This window comes from Bradyrhizobium sp. IC4059 (assembly GCF_020193615.1).
Lineage (GTDB): Bacteria > Pseudomonadota > Alphaproteobacteria > Rhizobiales > Xanthobacteraceae > Bradyrhizobium > Bradyrhizobium yuanmingense.
Genome location: NZ_JADYVH010000004.1, coordinates 450,508 through 468,805, shown reverse-complemented (window position 1 = coordinate 468,805; position 18,298 = coordinate 450,508). Strand labels below are relative to the sequence as shown.

At 65.7% G+C, this 18,298-nt stretch carries 16 protein-coding genes and 1 other RNA gene; 12 read left to right on the top strand and 5 right to left on the bottom strand.

Annotation, left to right across the window (positions count from 1 at the left end):
* Positions 1–66 precede the first annotated feature (66 nt).
* The 4 genes from I6F12_RS15715 to I6F12_RS15700 all read left to right on the top strand — a co-directional run bounded on the left by I6F12_RS15715 (position 67) and on the right by I6F12_RS15700 (position 5,489).
* Complete coding sequence (locus I6F12_RS15715) at positions 67–1,815, top strand: methyl-accepting chemotaxis protein (protein WP_225146414.1); 1,749 nt, start codon at positions 67–69, stop codon at positions 1,813–1,815.
* A gap of 140 nt (positions 1,816–1,955) precedes the next feature.
* Positions 1,956–3,380 carry a methyl-accepting chemotaxis protein gene (locus tag I6F12_RS15710; RefSeq protein WP_225156780.1) on the top strand — a complete coding sequence of 475 codons (1,425 nt, stop codon included), beginning with the start codon at positions 1,956–1,958 and terminating at the stop codon, positions 3,378–3,380.
* A 280-nt stretch (positions 3,381–3,660) separates the two neighbouring features.
* Positions 3,661–4,797, top strand: coding sequence for a DSD1 family PLP-dependent enzyme (locus I6F12_RS15705; RefSeq protein ID WP_225156779.1), 1,137 nt, complete (start codon positions 3,661–3,663; stop codon positions 4,795–4,797).
* Between the two features lie 104 nt (positions 4,798–4,901).
* Positions 4,902–5,489 (top strand): N-acetyltransferase, encoded by a 588-nt coding sequence (locus I6F12_RS15700; RefSeq protein ID WP_085971997.1) that lies wholly within the window; start codon positions 4,902–4,904, stop codon positions 5,487–5,489.
* Between the two features lie 163 nt (positions 5,490–5,652).
* On the opposite strand, the gene I6F12_RS15695 is transcribed toward I6F12_RS15700, so the two are convergent.
* From I6F12_RS15695 to I6F12_RS15675, 5 genes are all read right to left on the bottom strand, one after another.
* A complete protein-coding gene (locus I6F12_RS15695) occupies positions 5,653–6,477 on the bottom strand; it encodes a TIGR00282 family metallophosphoesterase (RefSeq protein WP_035998346.1) in 825 nt (274 codons plus the stop codon).
* Positions 6,455–7,051 carry a 5-formyltetrahydrofolate cyclo-ligase gene (locus I6F12_RS15690; RefSeq protein ID WP_225156778.1) on the bottom strand — a complete coding sequence of 199 codons (597 nt, stop codon included), beginning with the start codon at positions 7,049–7,051 and terminating at the stop codon, positions 6,455–6,457. The genes I6F12_RS15695 and I6F12_RS15690 overlap by 23 nt, the downstream gene beginning before the upstream one ends.
* Positions 7,052–7,238: 187 nt before the next feature.
* Positions 7,239–7,399: non-coding RNA, 6S RNA (gene ssrS / locus I6F12_RS15685), on the bottom strand.
* A 283-nt stretch (positions 7,400–7,682) separates the two neighbouring features.
* Positions 7,683–8,066: a cell division protein ZapA gene (locus I6F12_RS15680; protein WP_035998340.1), complete on the bottom strand. Its 384-nt coding sequence runs from the start codon at positions 8,064–8,066 to the stop codon at positions 7,683–7,685.
* Positions 8,063–8,353: a DUF4164 domain-containing protein gene (locus I6F12_RS15675; RefSeq protein ID WP_225156777.1), complete on the bottom strand. Its 291-nt coding sequence runs from the start codon at positions 8,351–8,353 to the stop codon at positions 8,063–8,065. Before I6F12_RS15675 ends, I6F12_RS15680 begins: the two co-directional genes overlap by 4 nt.
* A gap of 398 nt (positions 8,354–8,751) precedes the next feature.
* Here I6F12_RS15675 and tkt point away from each other — a divergent pair, with 398 nt between their 5' ends.
* The 8 genes from tkt (at position 8,752) to I6F12_RS15635 (ending at position 18,291) form a co-directional block, all read left to right on the top strand.
* Positions 8,752–10,737, top strand: a complete 1,986-nt coding sequence (tkt, locus tag I6F12_RS15670; protein ID WP_225139289.1) for a transketolase — start codon at positions 8,752–8,754, stop codon at positions 10,735–10,737.
* 149 nt (positions 10,738–10,886) lie between these two features.
* The gene (gene gap, locus I6F12_RS15665; protein WP_036021724.1) at positions 10,887–11,894 is read left to right on the top strand and encodes a type I glyceraldehyde-3-phosphate dehydrogenase; all 1,008 of its coding nucleotides are present in this window, start codon (positions 10,887–10,889) and stop codon (positions 11,892–11,894) included.
* A 182-nt stretch (positions 11,895–12,076) separates the two neighbouring features.
* Positions 12,077–13,273, top strand: a complete 1,197-nt coding sequence (locus tag I6F12_RS15660; RefSeq protein ID WP_225156776.1) for a phosphoglycerate kinase — start codon at positions 12,077–12,079, stop codon at positions 13,271–13,273.
* A gap of 39 nt (positions 13,274–13,312) precedes the next feature.
* Positions 13,313–14,380 carry a class II fructose-bisphosphate aldolase gene (gene fba / locus I6F12_RS15655; RefSeq protein ID WP_035998315.1) on the top strand — a complete coding sequence of 356 codons (1,068 nt, stop codon included), beginning with the start codon at positions 13,313–13,315 and terminating at the stop codon, positions 14,378–14,380.
* A 218-nt stretch (positions 14,381–14,598) separates the two neighbouring features.
* The gene (locus I6F12_RS15650) at positions 14,599–15,624 is read left to right on the top strand and encodes a class I fructose-bisphosphate aldolase (RefSeq protein ID WP_225156775.1); all 1,026 of its coding nucleotides are present in this window, start codon (positions 14,599–14,601) and stop codon (positions 15,622–15,624) included.
* A 3-nt stretch (positions 15,625–15,627) separates the two neighbouring features.
* Complete coding sequence (locus tag I6F12_RS15645) at positions 15,628–16,332, top strand: thiamine phosphate synthase (protein WP_225156774.1); 705 nt, start codon at positions 15,628–15,630, stop codon at positions 16,330–16,332.
* A gap of 8 nt (positions 16,333–16,340) precedes the next feature.
* On the top strand, positions 16,341–17,414 hold the full coding sequence (locus I6F12_RS15640) for a Sel1 repeat protein (protein WP_035998306.1): 1,074 nt from the start codon (positions 16,341–16,343) through the stop codon (positions 17,412–17,414).
* Between the two features lie 85 nt (positions 17,415–17,499).
* Complete coding sequence (locus I6F12_RS15635; protein ID WP_109142456.1) at positions 17,500–18,291, top strand: inositol monophosphatase family protein; 792 nt, start codon at positions 17,500–17,502, stop codon at positions 18,289–18,291.
* Positions 18,292–18,298 lie beyond the last annotated feature (7 nt).

Here is an 18,298-nt window from a genome sequence, read left to right as displayed (position 1 = left end):
GTTAACCCTGATTTCATTCCGGACTGCGAAAATAGCGCCCGACCGTCCCCCGACAAGAGAGACCCGATGGCGTTCGGATTATTTCGGAAGCGTCTGCCGGACACGGCCGCGCCCGCGGCAGCCCCGGAGGCTGCGCAGCCGGCGGCTCCTGCCGCACCCGCCCCGACCGCCGAAAGTGATTCGGCCCGGGAAATCCTGGAATTGCTGGAACTCGAGCTCGGCGCCATGATCCGCCAGCTTGAGCGCGCCGCCAATTCGGTGGCTGGCGGCGCCGAGGCGACCGCGGCGACCCTCGCTGCCATTCGCGACCGCACCGACGCCCTGACCGGCCGGACCAACGCGGCGCAATCCACCGCCTCCACCTTCGCCCATGCCGCCGACAAGTTCACCCAGTCCGCGCAAGGCATCGGCGCACAGGTTCGCGCGGCCGGCAAGCTCGCCGACGAGGCCAGCGCCGCCGCGCAGGAAGCCCGCGCCAATGTCGACCGCCTGCGCGAATCCTCCGCCGCCATCGGCAACGTCGTCAATTTGATCGCGCAGATCGCGCGGCAGACCACGCTGCTCGCGCTCAACTCGACGATCGAGGCCGCGCGCGCGGGCGCAGCCGGAAAAGGCTTTGCCGTCGTTGCCACCGAGGTCAAGGCGCTCGCGGTGCAGACCCAGAGTGCGACCGAGGAGATCACGAAGAAGATCGACGCATTGCAGCGCGACGCCGCCGGTTCGGCGGACGCCGTGCACCGCATCTCGCAGGCGATCGAGGCGATCCGTCCGGTGTTCGACACCGTCAACGGCGCGGTCGCCGAGCAGAATGCCACGACCAGCGAAGTCTCCGGCAATGCCGCCAGCGCCTCGGAGTTCATCATCTCGGTCGGCGAGAGCGCGGCCGAGATCGACGCGGCGACCAAGGCGGCCGAGACCCATGGCGAGAGCGTCGCCAGCGCCGGCAAGGCCGTCACCACCTTCGCCCAGAAGCTGAAATCGCGCTGCGCGGTGCTGCTGCGCCAGAGCGAGCACGACGACCGCCGCAAGACCGAGCGGCTGCCCTGCCACCTCAAATTCGAAACCGCGCGCGCCGTGATGCCGGTCTATGAAATCGCGATGGAAGGCGTGCTGATCGGCGGCGCGGACGCAAGCCGGCTGGCAACGCAAGCGACGATCGAAGGCAGCTTAGAGGACATCGGCGCCTGCCGCCTGCGCGTGATCGAGCAATCCAAGGCCGGCGCCCGCGCGCAATTCGTCGGCGCCACCGCCGCTCTCAACGAGAAGATCGAGGACAAGCTCTGGTCGATCCATGAGGAGAACACCGAGTTCGTCACCCGTGCCATGGAAGCCGGCAATGCGCTGACGCAGATATTCGAGAAGGCGGTTGCGCGCGGCGAGGTCAAGCTCGACGACCTCTTCGACACGGACTATTTGGAAATCGCCGGCACCAATCCGCAGCAATACCGCACCAAATATCTCGACTGGGCCGACCGCGCCCTGCCGCCGTTCCAGGAGTCCTTCCTGGCGCGGGAGCCGCGGATGGCATTCTGCGCCATGGTCGACCGCAACGGCTTCTTGCCGGTGCACAACAAGATCTATTCGCACCCGCAGCGGCCGGGCGATGTCGCCTGGAACACGGCCAACTGCCGCAACCGGCGCCTCTTCAACGATCCGGCGGGGCTGGCCGCCGCGCGCAACCTGCGATCGTACCTGGTCCAGAGCTATGCGCGCGACATGGGCAACGGGAACACGGTGATGATGCGGGAGATCGACGTCCCGATCCGCGTGCAGGGCCGGCACTGGGGCGGCTTCCGCACGGCCTACAAGCTGTAGCGCTCCCGCGCGTGCACGCACCTGCACGCACCTGCACTCCTGGGCAAGACGCCGGGCGCGAATCATCCTCTAAGGTCGGATCTGGAATCGGAATGCCGCCAAGGAGCCGATCAACGGCTCCGACTGGAGAGAGCCCGTACATGTCCTCTGCACAACTTGCCGTATTGGACACTGCCTCCAACCGGACGCTGGCCGAACGCCTGATCGACCAGCTCGCCGACCGCATCGGCGGTCTCGGCGTCGAGCTCGCCGACATCGCCGGCAACGTCCAGGACGTCGCCAACCGCGTCGCGAGCCAGTCGGAACGGTTTCACCATTTGCAGAAGACGGCCGAGACGATGGTCTCGGCCAACCACGACATCGCCAATGCCTCGCAGGCGGTGCAAACCACGACGTCGGCCGCGGTCGGCGAGATCGCGCAGTCGCGCGGCGCCGTCGACACCGCGGTCAGCCACATCTCCGAGCTCGTCGCCGCGGTGGAGCGGATCGAGGCACGCCTGTCCGCGGTCGGCGCGGCGCTGGCGCAGGTGGCGAAGGTCTCCGGCTCGATCGAGGCGATCGCCAAGCAGACCAATCTGCTCGCGCTCAACGCCACCATCGAGGCGGCGCGCGCCGGCACTGCCGGCCGCGGCTTCGCGGTGGTCGCAAGCGAGGTCAAGAGCCTCGCGGAGGCCACGCGCCAGGCCACGCATGAGATCTCCGACACCGTGCGCGATCTCGACGGCCAGATCGAAGGCCTGATCGGCGAGAGCAGCGACGCCTCGCAGCGCGCCAAGACCGCCGGCGAAGGCGCGCAAGCGATCTCCGGCATCATCTCGCGGGTCCAGCAGGGCTTCGCCTCGGTCGAAGCCGAGATCGACGGCGTCGCGCGCGCGGCGACCTCCAATCTCGGCCACTGCGACACCGTGATCAGCGAGCTCAACGAGCTCGCCAAGGGCGTCGACCTCTCCTCGCGCGACCTCCGAAGCGCCGACGAGCGGGTAGCAAAGCTGCTCGACGCCTCCGAAGGCCTGATCGCGCTGATCGCCGACAGCGGCGTGGAGACGTCGGACGCGCCGCTGATCCGCATCGTCGTCGACACCGCGAAGCGGATCTCGGCCGAGTTCGAAGCTGCGATCGACCGCGGCGAGATCACGCTCGACCAGCTCATGGACGAGACCTACCGCGAGATATCAGGCACCGATCCGAAGCAGTACCTCACCAATTACGTCGAGTTCACCGACCGCGTGCTGCCCGCGATCCAGGACCCGATCCAGAAGACCGATCCGCGCATCGTGTTCTGCGTCGCCTGGGCGCGGGGCGGCTACCTTCCGACCCACAATCCGAACTACCGCCTGCCGCAGGGCAAGGACCCGGTCTGGAACAACGCCAATTGCCGCAACCGCCGCCTGTTCACCGACCGCGCGGTGAAGAAGGTCGCGGCCAACACAAAACCCTTCCTGCTGCAGACCTATCGCCGCGACATGGGCGGCGGGCAGTTCGTGCTGATGAAGGACCTGTCCTCACCAATCATGATCCGCGGCAAGCACTGGGGCGCCTTCCGGATGGGCTTTCGCCAGGGCTGACGAGGACGCTCCGGCATCTTCAAAACAAAAGCTCGAAAACAACCCCATGCACAGTAGCCGGGGCGTGTGGAATCAATGGCTTGCGCCGGCAGGCCGTGGCGCGCGTTGACCCGTCGGGCAAAACAGGGGTAGAATGCTATTATTCCGAAATTGTGGGCGGTTCTCACCGCCGCCTGCCGAGCACCAAAAGCCGCCTGCACTGGCGCGGCGGCCGACGTTGCCGTAGAAATGCCGCCGCGCATTCGGAGCGCGAACCCGAACACAACAAGCTGGTTTTTCGATGGCCTGTCCACCCGCCCAAATCGGCGCGCCGTTTTCCGAGATCGATACACCGGCGCTGATCATCGACCTCGACGCTTTCGAGCGCAATCTCGACACGATGGCGGCGGCGGTGAGCAAGCTCGGCGTTCGCTTGCGTCCGCATGCGAAGACCCACAAATCACCGATCATTGCGGCCAAGCAGATCGCGCGCGGCGCAATCGGCATCTGCTGCCAGAAGGTCGCCGAGGCCGAGATCCTGGTTGCGGGCGGGGTGAGTGACGTGCTCGTCAGCAATGAGGTGGTGGGCCTGCGGAAGCTGGAACGGCTCGCAGGCCTCGCTCGCCACGCACGCATCAGCGTTTGCGTGGACGATGCGATCATGGTCGAGCAACTGTCGCACGCCGCGGAGCGGGCAGGATCGCAAATCGAAGTCCTGGTCGAAATCGACGTCGGCGCCGGTCGCTGCGGCGTCAGGCCGGGGCCGGCGGCGGCCACCCTGGCGCGGCAGATGGCGGCTTCACGCTTCCTATCGTTCGGCGGCTTGCAGGCCTATCACGGCTCTGCCCAGCATTTGCGCACGCCGGAGGAGCGGCGCGCTGCCATCGCCGGTGCCGCGAACGCGACCGCGGAGACACTGCGCGTCCTCAAGGACGCGGGCTTTCAGTGCCGGACGATTGGAGGTGCGGGAACCGGCACATTCGAGCTCGAAGGCGCGAGCGGCATCTGGAACGAATTGCAGGCGGGCTCCTATATCTTCATGGACGCCGACTACGCCAAGAACCTCGCCGACGGGGCGCGCAACGCCAATCCGTTCGAGCATGCGCTGTTCGTGATCGCGACGGTGATGAGCACAGGCGCCGGCGAACACGCGGTCATCGATGCCGGCCACAAGGCTCTGTCGAACGACAGCGGATTTCCGGTCGTGCTCGGCCGGCCCGATCTGCGCTATCATCGGCCCTCTGACGAGCATGGCTTGCTCGATTTCGACAGCGCTTCGTCGCGACTGGCGATCGGCGACAAGGTGACGCTGATCCCCGGCCATTGCGACCCGACCGTCAATCTCTACGACTGGTATGTCGGCGTGCGCGGCTTCAACACGCCGGATTCCCGCGTGGAGGCACTTTGGCCAGTCGCGGCGCGGGGCGCGGTCACCTGAGATTGACGCGTGATTGCGCGCGACGCCGTAGCGCCCGGCCACTATCCTGTGCTGCATCTTAGAATGAATGTGGCCGACGCCATCGACGACTTGGAGACGATATCATGAGCGCAGACTCGGAAATCAAATCTGCGGGCGCCAACATTCAGGCAAGCACTATCAGCACCATTGTACTTGGCTTTGCAGCCGATCCGATGGCGCGTTGGGTTTGGCCCGATTCATCCGAATATCTCAGGATTATGCCTCAATTCGTCAAGGCATTTGGCGGACGGGCATTCGAGCATGGCACAGCTTACATCACAGAAGGGGCTCGCGCGGCCGCCCTGTGGCTGCCGCCCGGCGTCGAGCCCGATGAAACGGCCATGGACGCACTCATGGCGCAATCCCTGCGTCCGGAGATCGCCGATGATATTGGACACATGCTCCAGGGAATGGCCGAACATCATCCCCACGAGCCCCATTGGTATCTGCCTCTCATTGCCTCCGATCCGAACTGGATCGGCCAAGGTCTCGGCACATTGTTGATGAAGCACGCTCTTCGGCGATGCGACGAGGAGGGCATCGCCGCCTACCTCGAAAGTTCGAATCCGCGAAACATCTCCCTTTATGAACGCCACGGCTTCAAGATCATCGGCGAGATACAACATGGTTCTTCGCCGACGATGACACCAATGTTGCGGACAGCTTCTTGAACGGAATCCAATCTGTCGAAGAGAAGGGCTCGCAGCCGCCAATGACTGTTGACTTCCGCTTGTGGCCCAAAGCGGAGTTCCCTTGTTGCCCGTCGATGTCCGCTGCTGAGGGCAAAGTTGATATAATCGTCCGGGGACGACACCGGGTGATTTCGCTCGCGCTTCAGCTCAACCAGAATTTCGGCGTCGTCGGCTCCAGCCTTCCACCCACGCGCACCGGCGCGATCTTGAGCGCGAGCCCTGTCGCATCGTCCGTTTCCACGGCAACGCCGCTGAGCGTCGCGGCGCCTGCGGCCGGCTCGAAGCGGCCGGACGGAATTCCTGATGTGAACCTCCGCAGCGGCTCTTCCTTCTGCATGCCGATGATGGAATCGTAATCGCCGGTCATGCCGGCGTCGGTCATGTAGGCGGTGCCGCCTGACAGGATCTGGTGGTCGGCGGTCGGCACATGCGTGTGCGTGCCGACGACGAGGCTGGCGCGGCCGTCGCAGAAGAAGCCGATGCCCTGCTTCTCGCTTGAAGCCTCGCAATGGAAATCGACGACGATGGCGTCGGCGGCGACGCCGAGCGGACAGGCGCCAAGCTCGCGCTCGAGCGCGGCGAAGGGATCGTCGAACGGGGTCATGAAGACGCGGCCGAGCGCGTTGACGACGAGGGCGTGCTTGCCGTTCTTGGTCTCGACCAAGGCGGCGCCGCGGCCGGGCGTGCCGCGCGGATAGTTGGCGGGGCGCACCAGGCGGTCGGCGCGCTCGATGAACACCAGCGCCTCGCGCTGGTCCCAGGAGTGATTGCCGAGCGTCACCGCGTCGGCGCCGGCCTCGAGAAACTCCTGGTAGATCGCTTCCGTGATGCCGAAGCCGCCGGCCGAATTCTCGCCGTTGACGACGACGAGATCGAGCGACCAATCCTTGACCATGCCGGGGAGATATTCTGAGACGGCCTCGCGCCCGCTACGGCCGACGACGTCACCCACGAAGAGAATGCGCAACTTCAGAACTCCGGAAATCGAACACGTCCGATTCCGTTAGCACATAATCCAGCGCCACGTCGTGGGATAGTGCCGGAACCGCCTCGATCTCCTGCACTGCAAACGCAAGGCCGATGCCGACGATGTGCTTGGCTTTGCGCAAATGCGCAAAGGTGAAATCGTAATGCCCGGCGCCATAGCCGATGCGATGGCCGAGGCGGTCGAAGGCGGCGAGCGGCGTCAGCATGATGTCGGGAATGACTTCGGCCGCAGCAGGTGAAGGTTCGGGAATGCCGAGCGGGCCGAGCATCAGGCGGTCGTTCGGATGGAAGATGCGGAAGATCAGCGACTGGCCGCGCGCGGTAACGCAAGGCAGCGCCAGCCTGGCGCCCTCTTCCGCGAGCTTTGCGAGCAGCGGCATCGGATCGATCTCGCTGCGGATCGGCGAATAGCCGGAGACGATGCTGTCGGGCAGCAGCTTGAACGGTAGCCCGCGCTTGGCGAGCTTTGCGGCGGCCGCGATGCGTTTCTTCTCGCTCAGCGCATCGCGCTTGGCGAGGGCTTTGGCACGGAGCTCGGCTTTGGAGTTGGACATGTGCTTTGGTCCCCACGTCATCACCCGCGAATGCGGGTGATCCAGTATTCCAGAGGCGGTGGTGATTCACACAAGGGCCGCGGCGTACTGGATTCCCCGCCCCGTGCGCAATTGCGCACTCGGGGGGAATGACACCTGTTGAATTGGCCGCAGTCGTTTCAACAAGCACAAACGAAGCAAACGAAAGTGCGAAGCCGCGAACGCCGTTGAAGCACTCGATCCCGGAGTTCCCTACGAAAGTAGGTGGGCACCATATGTCCGAGCCCACGGGCCCGGCCAGGGACAGTTCCCTAAAGGATCGATAAGGCCCCGGGGATATATGGCTCCTGACGCACGTCGCAGCCTCGCGCAGGCAATGTAACAACTGTACTGACGAATCGCCAGTGCGACGAGAGTGCGGCTTCCGCTGCGCGCTTTCTTACCCTCCCCTGGAGGGGTCCGGGACGAGCGAAGCTCGCCCGTGGGTCGGCTCACATGGAGCGCAGCGAAATGTGAGACGGGGTGGGGTGATCTCTCCCCACGGGCACTGTCCGTGTGGAGAGATCACCCCACCCCGCTCGCGCTACGCGCGATCGACCCTCCCCCTCCAGGGCCCTCCAGGGGAGGGTAAGGGCACGGCTCCTATCGAGCTTCAGCCGATCGCGATGCCGTTCCCCACCGTCCGGTTCAGGACCTGGGTCGATTTCTCGATGCGCTCGGCGGCGGCGTTCAGCGCGTTGACCACCGCGGTCTGCGTCATCCTGGCGCGCTCGACGGCGGCATTGCGGAAATCCCTGAGCTCGGTCAATTCCTGCTCAAGGGTGCGGACGCGGTTGGTGGTGTCGATCAGCTCATCGCACACGGTGAGCGCAGCCATGACGGTGAGGCGCGCATCGCCGATCTCGCCGAATTTTCCGCGCAGCGACTGGATGCGCGTCTCCAGCGTCTCGGCGAGCTTGAGCAGCCGCACCTCCTGGCCCTCCTCGCAGGCCATGCGATATTGCCGGCCGTTGATGGTGACGTTGATGTGGCTCATCCGTCCTCTCCGGTATCGAGCACCGAGCGTATCGTCACGATCGCGGAATCCAGCCGGTCAGAAATCTCGCGATTGGTGCGCTCGAGCGTGCGTGCCTTCACCAGCGCGCCGTCGAGCTCGTCGGCAAGACGCGAGCGATCCGCGCCGAGCGCCTGGATGCGCGCCGCAAGCTCGTTCTCGTCGCGATCGGCATCGCGACGCCGCTCCACCGCACTTTCGAGCGCATCGAGCGCCGCCATGAGTCTGCGGGTCGCAATCTCGATCTCGACGGCGGACGACTCCGTCATGGCAGAACTGTTGGATACGCGATCGTTCATGCAGTCAGCGGCGGAACCTGGCGGCCTTTGCCCAGTGGCCTTTCCCTGGAGCTTGCCGTCCGGCAAAAGACTCGGTTCGGCAAGCCGTTAGAAGCAGAAATTTACAAAGCAAGCTAGCCAAGCGCAACGCCGCCGCAAAACTATGCACTGTTCAATCGGGACGACGTGTCGCTGCGTCGCTTCCGCCCGGCGCGATCCCGGCGGAAAACCAATGTCCACACAGGCAACTTTTGCGGCCAAACCGGCGTTCGATTGCCTTGGACTCCCGGAACCGAGGTGCTATCCCAGCGCCAACCTTCAGTGGCCGCCAGGCTTCTCCCCGCGCGGGCAACCATCGCCAAGCGCTTCATTTCAGACGGATTTCAGACATGACGCAGGTCGATCACACCCGTATGGCCAACGCGATCCGCGGCCTTTCGATGGACGCTGTCGAGAAGGCGAAATCGGGCCATCCCGGCCTGCCGATGGGCGCCGCCGACATCGCCACCGTGCTGTTCACCCAATTCCTGAAATTCGACGCCGCCGCGCCCGCCTGGCCGGACCGCGACCGCTTCGTGCTCTCGGCCGGCCACGGCTCGATGCTGCTCTATTCGCTGCTGTATCTGACCGGCAATGCCGAGATGACGCTGGACCAGATCAAGCAGTTCCGCCAGGTCGACTCGCTGACCCCCGGCCACCCCGAGAACTTCCGCACCAGGGGCATCGAGACCACCACCGGCCCGCTCGGCCAGGGCATCTCGACTGCGGTCGGCATGGCGCTGGCCGAGAAGATGCTCGCGGCCGAGTTCGGCAAGAAGATCGTCGACCACCACACCTATGTGCTCGCCTCCGACGGCGACCTGATGGAAGGCGTGTCGCAGGAAGCGATCGCGATGGCCGGGCACTGGAAGCTCAACAAGTTGATCGTGCTCTACGACGACAACGGCATCTCGATCGACGGCCCGACCTCGATCTCCGATTCCGTCGACCAGGTGAAGCGCTTCAAGTCGGCGGGCTGGGCGGCCGAGAAGATCGATGGCCACGACCAGGCCGCGATCGCCGATGCGATCACGCGCGCGAAGAAATCCAGCAAGCCGACGCTGATCGCCTGCCGCACCACGATCGGCTTCGGCGCGCCGCACAAGCAAGGCACCTCGAAGGTGCACGGCGAAGCACTCGGCGCCGACGAGCTCAAGGCTGCCAAGGAAAATCTCGGCATTTCGCTCGAGCCGTTCGCGGTCGCCGACGACGTGCTGAAGGCATGGCGCGCGGCCGGCAGCCGCGGCGCCGCGGCACGCCAGGAATGGGAAGCGCGGCTCGGTGAGCTCGGCAGCCGCAAGCGCGCCGAGTTCGAGCGCCGCCTGCGTCATGAGCGTCCGGCTTCGCTCGCCAAGGCCGTGCGCGCCTACAAGAAGGAGCTGCTGGAAAAGCCGATGACCGCGGCCACCCGCAAGTCGTCGGAAGCGGTGATCGAAGTCATCGCCGGCGCCATGCCGATGGAATTCCTGGCAGGCTCGGCCGACCTCACCGGCTCCAACAACAACAAGGCGAAGTCGGCGACCGCCTTCTCAGCCAAGACGCCGAAGGGACGCTTCATCCATTACGGCATCCGCGAGCACGGCATGGCGGCCGCGATGAACGGCATTTTCCTGCACGGCGGTTTCGCGCCGAACGGCGCGACCTTCCTCGTCTTCACCGATTATGCGCGTCCGGCGATGCGCCTTGCCGCGCTGATGGGCGCCGGCGTCGTCTACGTCATGACTCATGACTCGATTGGCCTCGGCGAAGACGGCCCGACCCATCAGCCGGTCGAGCATCTCGCAGCGCTCAGAGCCATTCCCAACATGCGCGTGTTCCGTCCCTGCGATGCCATCGAGGTCGCTGAGTGCTGGGAGCTCGCGCTCAACCGCGTCGATGGCCCGACCGTGCTGGCACTGACGCGGCAGAACCTGCCGCAGCTGCGGACCACCGCACCGAACGACAATCCCTGCGCGGCTGGTGCCTACGAGTTGGTCGCCGCCCAGGGCGAAGCCAAGGCGACGCTGTTCGCCTCGGGCTCAGAGGTCGAGATCGCGGTCGCGGCCCAGAAACAATTGGCGGAACGCGGCGTCGCTTCGCGCGTTGTCTCCGTTCCCTCGCTGGAGCTGTTGTTAGCGCAACCAGAGGCCAAGCGCGCCGCCATCATCGGCAACGCGCCGGTGAAGATCGCGATCGAGGCCGCCGTGCGCTGGGGCTGGGACGCCGTGATTGGCCAGGATGGCGAATTCATCGGCATGCATTCGTTCGGCGAAAGCGGCCCTGCCAAGGAGCTTTACAAGCATTTCGGCATTACCGCCGAGGCCGCGGTTAACGCTGTGCTGAAGCGCGTTTCCTGAGAGTTGAGCTTGCCGCAAAAAAGGACTACCTAATCTCCCATATGATCAAGCACCGCCCGGCCGAACCGGGCGTCCGCCCCTAAAAAACCTCGCAGGCGCGCTATCCGCGCGTTGTGCGGGATGACAACGGTCATTGAAGGAGACGAAACATGGCAGTCCGCGTCGGAATTAACGGTTTTGGCCGCATCGGCCGCAACATCCTGCGGGCTATCGCCGAGTCCGGCCGCAAGGACATCGAGGTCGTCGGCATCAACGACCTCGGCCCGGTCGAGACCAACGCTCATCTCCTCCGCTTCGACAGCGTCCACGGCCGCTTTCCCGGCACCGTCACCGTCGACGGCGACTGCATCAGCCTCGGCAACGGCAAGATCAAGGTGACCGCCGAGCGCGATCCCTCGAAGCTGCCCTGGAAGGATCTCGGCGTCGACATTGCGATGGAATGCACCGGCATCTTCACCTCGAAGGACAAGGCTAGCGCGCATCTGACCGCCGGCGCCAAGCGCGTGCTGGTCTCCGCGCCCGCCGACGGCGCCGACGCCACCATCGTCTACGGAGTCAACCACGACACGCTGACCAAGGATCACCTCGTCGTCTCCAACGGCAGCTGCACCACCAACTGCCTTGCGCCGGTTGCCAAGGTGCTGAACGATCTCGTCGGCATCGAGACCGGCTTCATGACCACGATCCACGCCTATACCGGCGACCAGCCGACGCTCGACACGATGCACAAGGATCTCTACCGCGGCCGCGCGGCGGCGATGTCGATGATCCCGACCTCGACGGGTGCCGCGAAGGCGATCGGCCTCGTGCTGCCCGAGCTGAAGGGCAAGCTCGACGGCGTCGCGATCCGCGTGCCGACCCCGAACGTCTCGGTCGTCGACCTCAAGATCGTCGCCAAGCGCGCCACCGACGCCAAGGAGATCAACGCGGCGATGAAGCGCGCCAGCGAGCAGCAGCTCAAGGGCATCCTCGGCTACACCAATGCGCCGAACGTCTCGATCGACTTCAACCACGACCCGCACTCCTCGACCTTCCACGAGGACCAGACCAAGGTGCAGAATGGCACGCTGGTGCGCGTGATGTCCTGGTACGACAACGAGTGGGGCTTTTCGAACCGCATGGCGGACACCGCCGCCGCGATGGCGAAGGTGATCTGAGGGAAGCCAAGGTGCTTCCTCACTGGATTGGCATCCCTGGCGTCATACTGTTGATCGCGTTGATCGCGTACGGATTTCGCCGGGGCCTCGCAGTGAAGTCTCCGAAAGACGGTGGAGGGAGCGGCGACCACGGCCATTCGCCTCCCCCCGATTCCGACACTCCGACGCACGGATGATGAACGATGCCCGCTAAATTCCGCACCCTCGACGACGTCGACGTGAAGGGCAAGCGCGTGCTGCTGCGCGTCGACCTCAACGTGCCCATGGAGAGCGGGCGCGTCACCGACGCCACCCGGCTCGAGCGCGTGGCGCCGACCATCACCGAGCTCGCCGACCAGGGCGGCAAGGTCATCCTGCTCGCGCATTTCGGCCGGCCGAAGGGACGCGACGCCAAGGACTCGCTCAAGCCCGTCGCGGAGGCGCTGGCGAAGGTGGTGAAGAAGCCCGTCGCGTTTGCCGAGGATTGCATCGGCGAGCCCGCGGCCAAGGCGGTCGCCGGCCTGAAGGATGGCGACATCCTGTGCCTGGAAAACACCCGCTTCCACAAAGAGGAAGAAAAGAACGATCCCGCCTTCGTCGCGGAACTCGCGAAGCTCGGCGACATCTGGGTCAATGACGCGTTCTCGGCCGCGCACCGCGCCCACGCCTCGACCGAAGGTCTCGGCCACAAGCTGCCGGCCTATGCCGGCCGCACCATGCAGGCCGAGCTGGACGCGCTGGAGAAGGCGCTGGGCTCGCCGAGCAAGCCCGTGATCGCCATCATCGGCGGCGCCAAGGTCTCGACCAAGATCGACCTGTTGGAAAACCTCGTCACCAAGGTCGACGCGCTCGTGATCGGCGGCGGCATGGCCAACACCTTCCTGCACGCGCAGGGCGTTGCGGTCGGCAAGTCGCTGGCCGAGAAGGATCTTAGCCCCACCGCGCTGCGCATCATGGAGAAGGCGGAAGCCGCCAATTGCGCCATCATCCTCCCGGTCGACGCCACCGTCGCCTATCACTTCGCCGCCAACGCGCCGTCGCATGCCTATGGACTCGATGCGATCCCGGCCGACGGCATGATCCTCGACGTCGGCCCGCAATCGATCGCGCGCGTCCATGCCGCGATCGACGATGCGGCGACGCTGGTCTGGAACGGCCCCCTGGGCGCATTCGAGATGCAGCCGTTCGACCGCGGCACGGTCGCGGCCGCCAAGCACGCCGCCGAGCGCACCAAGGCCAAGAAGCTGATCTCGATCGCGGGCGGCGGCGACACCGTCGCGGCGCTCAACCAGGCCCATGTGGCCGGTGACTTCACCTATGTGTCGACCGCCGGTGGCGCGTTCCTTGAATGGATGGAAGGCAAGCCCCTGCCCGGCGTTGAAGTTCTGCGTAGCAAGTAATCAAGCGGCCTTTGAGGCCCCAACGGGAGACAAAGACAGATGGCTCGGATCACGTTACGTCAATTGCTCGACCACGCGGCGGAGAACGATTACGGCGTACCGGCCTTCAACATCAACAACATGGAGCAGGCGCTGGCCATCATGGACGCGGCCAACCAGGTCGACGCGCCCGTCATCATCCAGGCCTCGCGCGGCGCGCGCTCCTACGCCAACGACGTCATGCTCAAGCACATGATGGACGCGGTGACCGAGATCTATCCGCACATTCCGGTCTGCGTTCATCTCGACCACGGCAACGAGCCGGCGACCTGCATGACCGCGATCCAGGCCGGCTTCACCTCGGTGATGATGGACGGCTCGCTCAAGGCCGACGGCAAGACCCCCGGCGACTGGGGCTACAATGTCGGCGTCACCAAGACCGTCACCGACATGGCCCATCTCGGCGGCATCTCGGTCGAGGGCGAGCTCGGGGTGCTCGGCTCGCTCGAGACCGGCATGGGCGACAAGGAAGACGGCCACGGCGCCGAAGGCAAGCTTAGCCACGACCAGCTCCTGACCAATCCGGACGAGGCCGTGAAGTTCGTCCAGGAAACCAAGGTCGACGCGCTCGCGATCGCGATGGGCACCTCGCACGGCGCTTACAAATTCACCCGCAAGCCCGACGGCGACATCCTCGCCATGAACGTGATCGAGGAGATCCACCGCAAGCTGCCGAACACGCATCTCGTCATGCACGGCTCCTCCTCGGTGCCGCAGGACCTGCAGGACATCATCAACGCCTATGGCGGCAAGATGAAGCCGACCTGGGGCGTGCCGGTGGCCGAGATCCAGCGCGGCATCAAGAACGGCGTGCGCAAGATCAACATCGACACCGACAACCGCATGGCGATGACCGGCCAGATCCGGAAAGTTCTGAAGGACAACCCGGAAGAGTTCGATCCGCGCAAGTACCTGAAGCCGGCGATGGAAGCCATGACCAAGCTGTGCAAGCAGCGCCTGCAGGAGTTCAACACCGCAGGCCAGGCCTCCAAGATCAAGAAGGTGCTGACCACCGCCGAGATGGCCAAGCGCTACGCCAAGGGCGAGCTCGATCCCCGGGTCGCCTAAGGCCTCCGTCACATCCTCCCGTCATTCCGGGACACGCGAAGCGTGGGCCCGGAATCCATAACCACAGCCTGGGGTTATGGATTCCGGGCCTGCGCCTTTCGGCGCATCCCGGAATGACAGAAAGACCCTTTACCCTGCGACGAACGATAACTCGGCAATTGCCCGAGAACGGTCTATTTTCCCGGGCAAGGGCAGAATCGTTTTGGGAGGACCTCTCGATGAATCTGACTGAGCTCAACAAGATCGCGACCGCCATGGTGGCGCCCGGCAAGGGCATCCTTGCTGCCGACGAATCCTCCGGCACCATCAAGAAGCGCTTCGACGCCATCGGCGTGGAATCGACCGAAGAGAACCGCCGCGACTATCGCGAAATGCTGTTTCGCGCCAAGGACGCCATGAGCCAGTACATCTCCGGCGTGATCCTCTATGACGAGACGATCTGGCAGAATGCCAAGGACGGCACGCCGCTGGTCAAGCTGATCGAGCAGGCCGGCGCCATTCCCGGCATCAAGGTCGACGAAGGCACGCAGGCCTTGCCGATGTGCCCGGGAGAGTTGGTCACGGTCGGGCTCGACAAGCTCGCCGAGCGCCTAAAGAAATATTACGAGCGCGGCGCGCGCTTTGCCAAATGGCGCGCGGTGATCGACATCGGCAGCAGCATTCCCTCGATGACGGCGATCAGCGTCAACGCCCACGCGCTGGCGCGCTATGCCGCGCTGTGCCAGGCCGCCCAGATCGTGCCGATCGTCGAGCCGGAGGTGCTGATGGACGGCGACCACGACATCGAGCGCTGCTACGAGGTGACGAGCCGCGTGCTCAACAAGACCTTCCAGGAATTGCGCGTGCAGCGCGTGGCGCTGGAAGGCATGGTGCTGAAGCCGAACATGGCAATCGCCGGCAAGAAATGCGCAAAGCAGGCCTCGGTCGAGGAGGTCGCGGAGAAGACGATACGGCTGCTCAAGGCCTGCGTGCCGGCGGCGGTGCCCGGCATCGCCTTCCTCTCCGGCGGCCAGTCGGACGAAGAGGCGACCGCGCATCTCAACGCCATGCACAAGCTCGGTCCGCTGCCCTGGGGTCTGACCTTCTCCTACGGCCGCGCGCTGCAGGCCGCGCCGCAGAAGGCCTGGTCGGGCAAGCCTGAGAACGTCGCGGCCGGCCAGCGCGCCTTCAGTCATCGCGCCCGCATGAACGGCCTCGCCTCCAAGGGCGAATGGCAGAGCAGCCTGGAACAGAAGGCAGCCTAGACCTTGTCGAACAAACCGCCTCCGCCGCGCCCGGCGCCGCGTCTCTATCTCGCGACGCCCGTCGTCGATGATCCCGCGACGCTGGTCGCCGAGCTGCCGGGGCTGATCGCGTCCGCCGACGTCGCCGCCGTGCTGCTGCGGCTGAAGGAGACCGATCAGCGCGGCATGATCTCGCGCGTCAAGGCCTTGGCGCCGCCGGTGCAGAAGGCGGGCGCGGCACTCCTCGTCGACGGCCACCCTGATATCGTCGCGCGGGGCGGCGCCGACGGCGCGCACCTGCCCGGCATCGCCGCGCTGAAGGAGGCGCTGCCGTCGCTCAAGCCGGATCGCATCGCCGGTGTCGGCGGGCTGACGACGCGGCACCATTCCATGGATGCCGGCGAGATGGGCGCGGATTACGTGCTGTTCGGCGAGCCCGATGCGAAAGGCCAGCGGCCGTCGGCGCAGGCGATCGCCGAGCGGCTCGACTGGTGGGCCGAGCTGTTCGAGCCGCCCTGCGTCGGCTTTGCCACCACGCTGGACGAGGCCTACGATTTCGCCGCCAGCGGCGCCGATTTCGTGCTGGTCGGCGACTTCATCTGGGCCGATCCGCGCGGGCCCAAGGCCGCCCTGATCGAGGTCGATGCCGCGATCAAGAAGGCTCATGCGACGGCACTGGCCGGCCAAGATCCTGCGGGCCAAGATCCTGCGGGCCAGGAGCACGGCTAGCGCCCGACATGAAGCTCCCGTGCATCACCATGCTCGCCACGCTGCTGCTGACAGTGCCCGCGGCCGCGCAGCTGCAGATCACCCCGCCGGCGACGACGCCGAGCGCACCGGCAGAGAAGCAGAAGCCAAAGCCGCCCGCGCCTGCCAAGAAGAAGGAGGCAGCACCGGCGCCGAAGCCTACGGCATCTCCCAAGCCGTCCGCTTCGCCCAAGCCGGCAACCGTGATCCCCGCGCCGCCGTCCGACGATCCCAACGTCGACCTTGTGTTCGGCGCCTATCAGCGCGGCCAATACAAGACCGCGTTCGAGCTCGCCACGGTGCGCGCTCAAGCCGGCGATGCCAAGGCGATGACCATGCTCGGCGAGCTCTATTCCAATGCCATGGGCATAAGGCGCGATTACGCCAAGGCGGCCGAATGGTACAAGCGCGCCGCCGATGCCGGCGATCGCGAGGCGATGTTCGCGCTCGCCATGCTGCGCATCTCCGGCCGCGGCGGCCCGGTCGACAAAAGCGAGGCGGTCAGGCTGATGGCCTCCGCCGCCAAGCTCGGCGAGCCCAAGGCGGCCTACAACCTTGCTCTGCTCTACCTGGACGGCCAGACGCTGCCGCAGGACGTCCGGCGTTCGGCGGAACTGCTGCGCCAAGCCGCCGATGCAGGCCTGCCCGAAGCGCAATACGCGCTCGCGACCTTCTACAAGGAAGGCACCGGTGTGCCGAAGGACCCCGAACGCGCGGTGCGGCTGCTCCAGGCCGCCGCGATCGCCGACAATGTCGATGCCGAGGTCGAATATGCCATCGCGATGTTCAACGGCACCGGCACGCCGAAGAACCAGCCGGCCGCCGTCGCCCTGCTGCGCAAGGCCTCCCGCCAGGGCAGCGCGATCGCGCAGAACCGGCTGGCCTGGGTGCTGATCAACGGCGTGGGCACGCCCGTGGACAAGATCGAAGGCTTCAAATGGCACCTGGTGGCCAAGACCGCCGGCAAGGGCGACCCCGAGCTCGACAAGCAGCTCTCCGATCTGCCGGCCGATGACCGCGCCAAGGCCGAGGCCGCCGCCAGGAAGTGGCTCGGGTCCAAATGACTTGACGCGGGGCCCCTCACGGGGCACCCAGTCCCCCAAACAGGCGCGTTTCCGCGCCCCTCTCCCCGATCAAGACCAGAAGCATATGCTGTATTCCGCCACTATCAACGTCATGGTCAAGGCGGCGCGCCGCGCCGGCCGCAGCCTCAAGCGCGATCTCGGCGAGATCGAGCATCTGCAGGTCTCGCTGAAGGGACCGGCCAATTTCGTCTCGCTTGCCGACAAGCGCGCCGAGGAGATCCTCTACCAGGACCTCGCCAAGGCCCGGCCCGGCTACGGCTTCATCGGCGAGGAAGGCGGCACGCGCGAAGGCACCGACAAGAGCCACACCTGGATCGTCGATCCCCTGGACGGCACGACCAACTTCCTGCACGGCATCCCGCAATTCGCGATCTCGATCGGGCTTGCGCGCGAGGGCACCGTGATCGCCGGCGTGATCTACAACCCCGCCAATGACGAGCTCTACATCGCCGAGCGCGGCAAGGGCGCCTTCCTCAACGACCAGCGCCTGCGCGTCGCCGGCCGCCGCCAGCTGAGCGAATGCGTCGTGGCCTGCGGCCTGCCCCATATCGGCCGCGGCGACCACGAGGAATTCCGCCGCGAAATGATGGCGATCCAGGACCGCGTCGCGGGCCTCCGCCGTTTCGGCGCCGCCTCGCTCGATCTCGCCTTCGTCGCCGCCGGCCGGCTCGACGGGTATTGGGAGCGCGATTTGCAATCCTGGGACATCGCCGCCGGTATGCTGATGGTGCGCGAAGCCGGCGGTACCATCAGCGATATCGCAACGCCGGGCGACCCGCTGGTCACCGGGCACGTCGTGTGCGGGAATGAGTACGTGCACGGGGAGCTGGTGAAGATCTTGCGGAAGCCGGCTTAAGGCGGAA

Bases quoted from the DNA above. Each gene is read 5' to 3' on its own strand.
- gap (WP_036021724.1), top strand. From the start codon at position 10,887: ATGGCAGTCCGCGTCGGAATTAACGGTTTTGGCCGCATCGGCCGCAAC.
- I6F12_RS15650 (WP_225156775.1), top strand. From the start codon at position 14,599: ATGAATCTGACTGAGCTCAACAAGATCGCGACCGCCATGGTGGCGCCC.
- tkt (WP_225139289.1), top strand. From the start codon at position 8,752: ATGACGCAGGTCGATCACACCCGTATGGCCAACGCGATCCGCGGCCTT.
- I6F12_RS15660 (WP_225156776.1), top strand. From the start codon at position 12,077: ATGCCCGCTAAATTCCGCACCCTCGACGACGTCGACGTGAAGGGCAAG.
- I6F12_RS15640 (WP_035998306.1), top strand. From the start codon at position 16,341: ATGAAGCTCCCGTGCATCACCATGCTCGCCACGCTGCTGCTGACAGTG.
- I6F12_RS15635 (WP_109142456.1), top strand. From the start codon at position 17,500: ATGCTGTATTCCGCCACTATCAACGTCATGGTCAAGGCGGCGCGCCGC.
- I6F12_RS15700 (WP_085971997.1), top strand. From the start codon at position 4,902: ATGAGCGCAGACTCGGAAATCAAATCTGCGGGCGCCAACATTCAGGCA.
- I6F12_RS15680 (WP_035998340.1), bottom strand. From the start codon at position 8,066: ATGAGCCACATCAACGTCACCATCAACGGCCGGCAATATCGCATGGCC.
- I6F12_RS15710 (WP_225156780.1), top strand. From the start codon at position 1,956: ATGTCCTCTGCACAACTTGCCGTATTGGACACTGCCTCCAACCGGACG.
- fba (WP_035998315.1), top strand. From the start codon at position 13,313: ATGGCTCGGATCACGTTACGTCAATTGCTCGACCACGCGGCGGAGAAC.
- I6F12_RS15715 (WP_225146414.1), top strand. From the start codon at position 67: ATGGCGTTCGGATTATTTCGGAAGCGTCTGCCGGACACGGCCGCGCCC.
- I6F12_RS15690 (WP_225156778.1), bottom strand. From the start codon at position 7,051: ATGTCCAACTCCAAAGCCGAGCTCCGTGCCAAAGCCCTCGCCAAGCGC.
- I6F12_RS15705 (WP_225156779.1), top strand. From the start codon at position 3,661: ATGGCCTGTCCACCCGCCCAAATCGGCGCGCCGTTTTCCGAGATCGAT.
- I6F12_RS15675 (WP_225156777.1), bottom strand. From the start codon at position 8,353: ATGACGGAGTCGTCCGCCGTCGAGATCGAGATTGCGACCCGCAGACTC.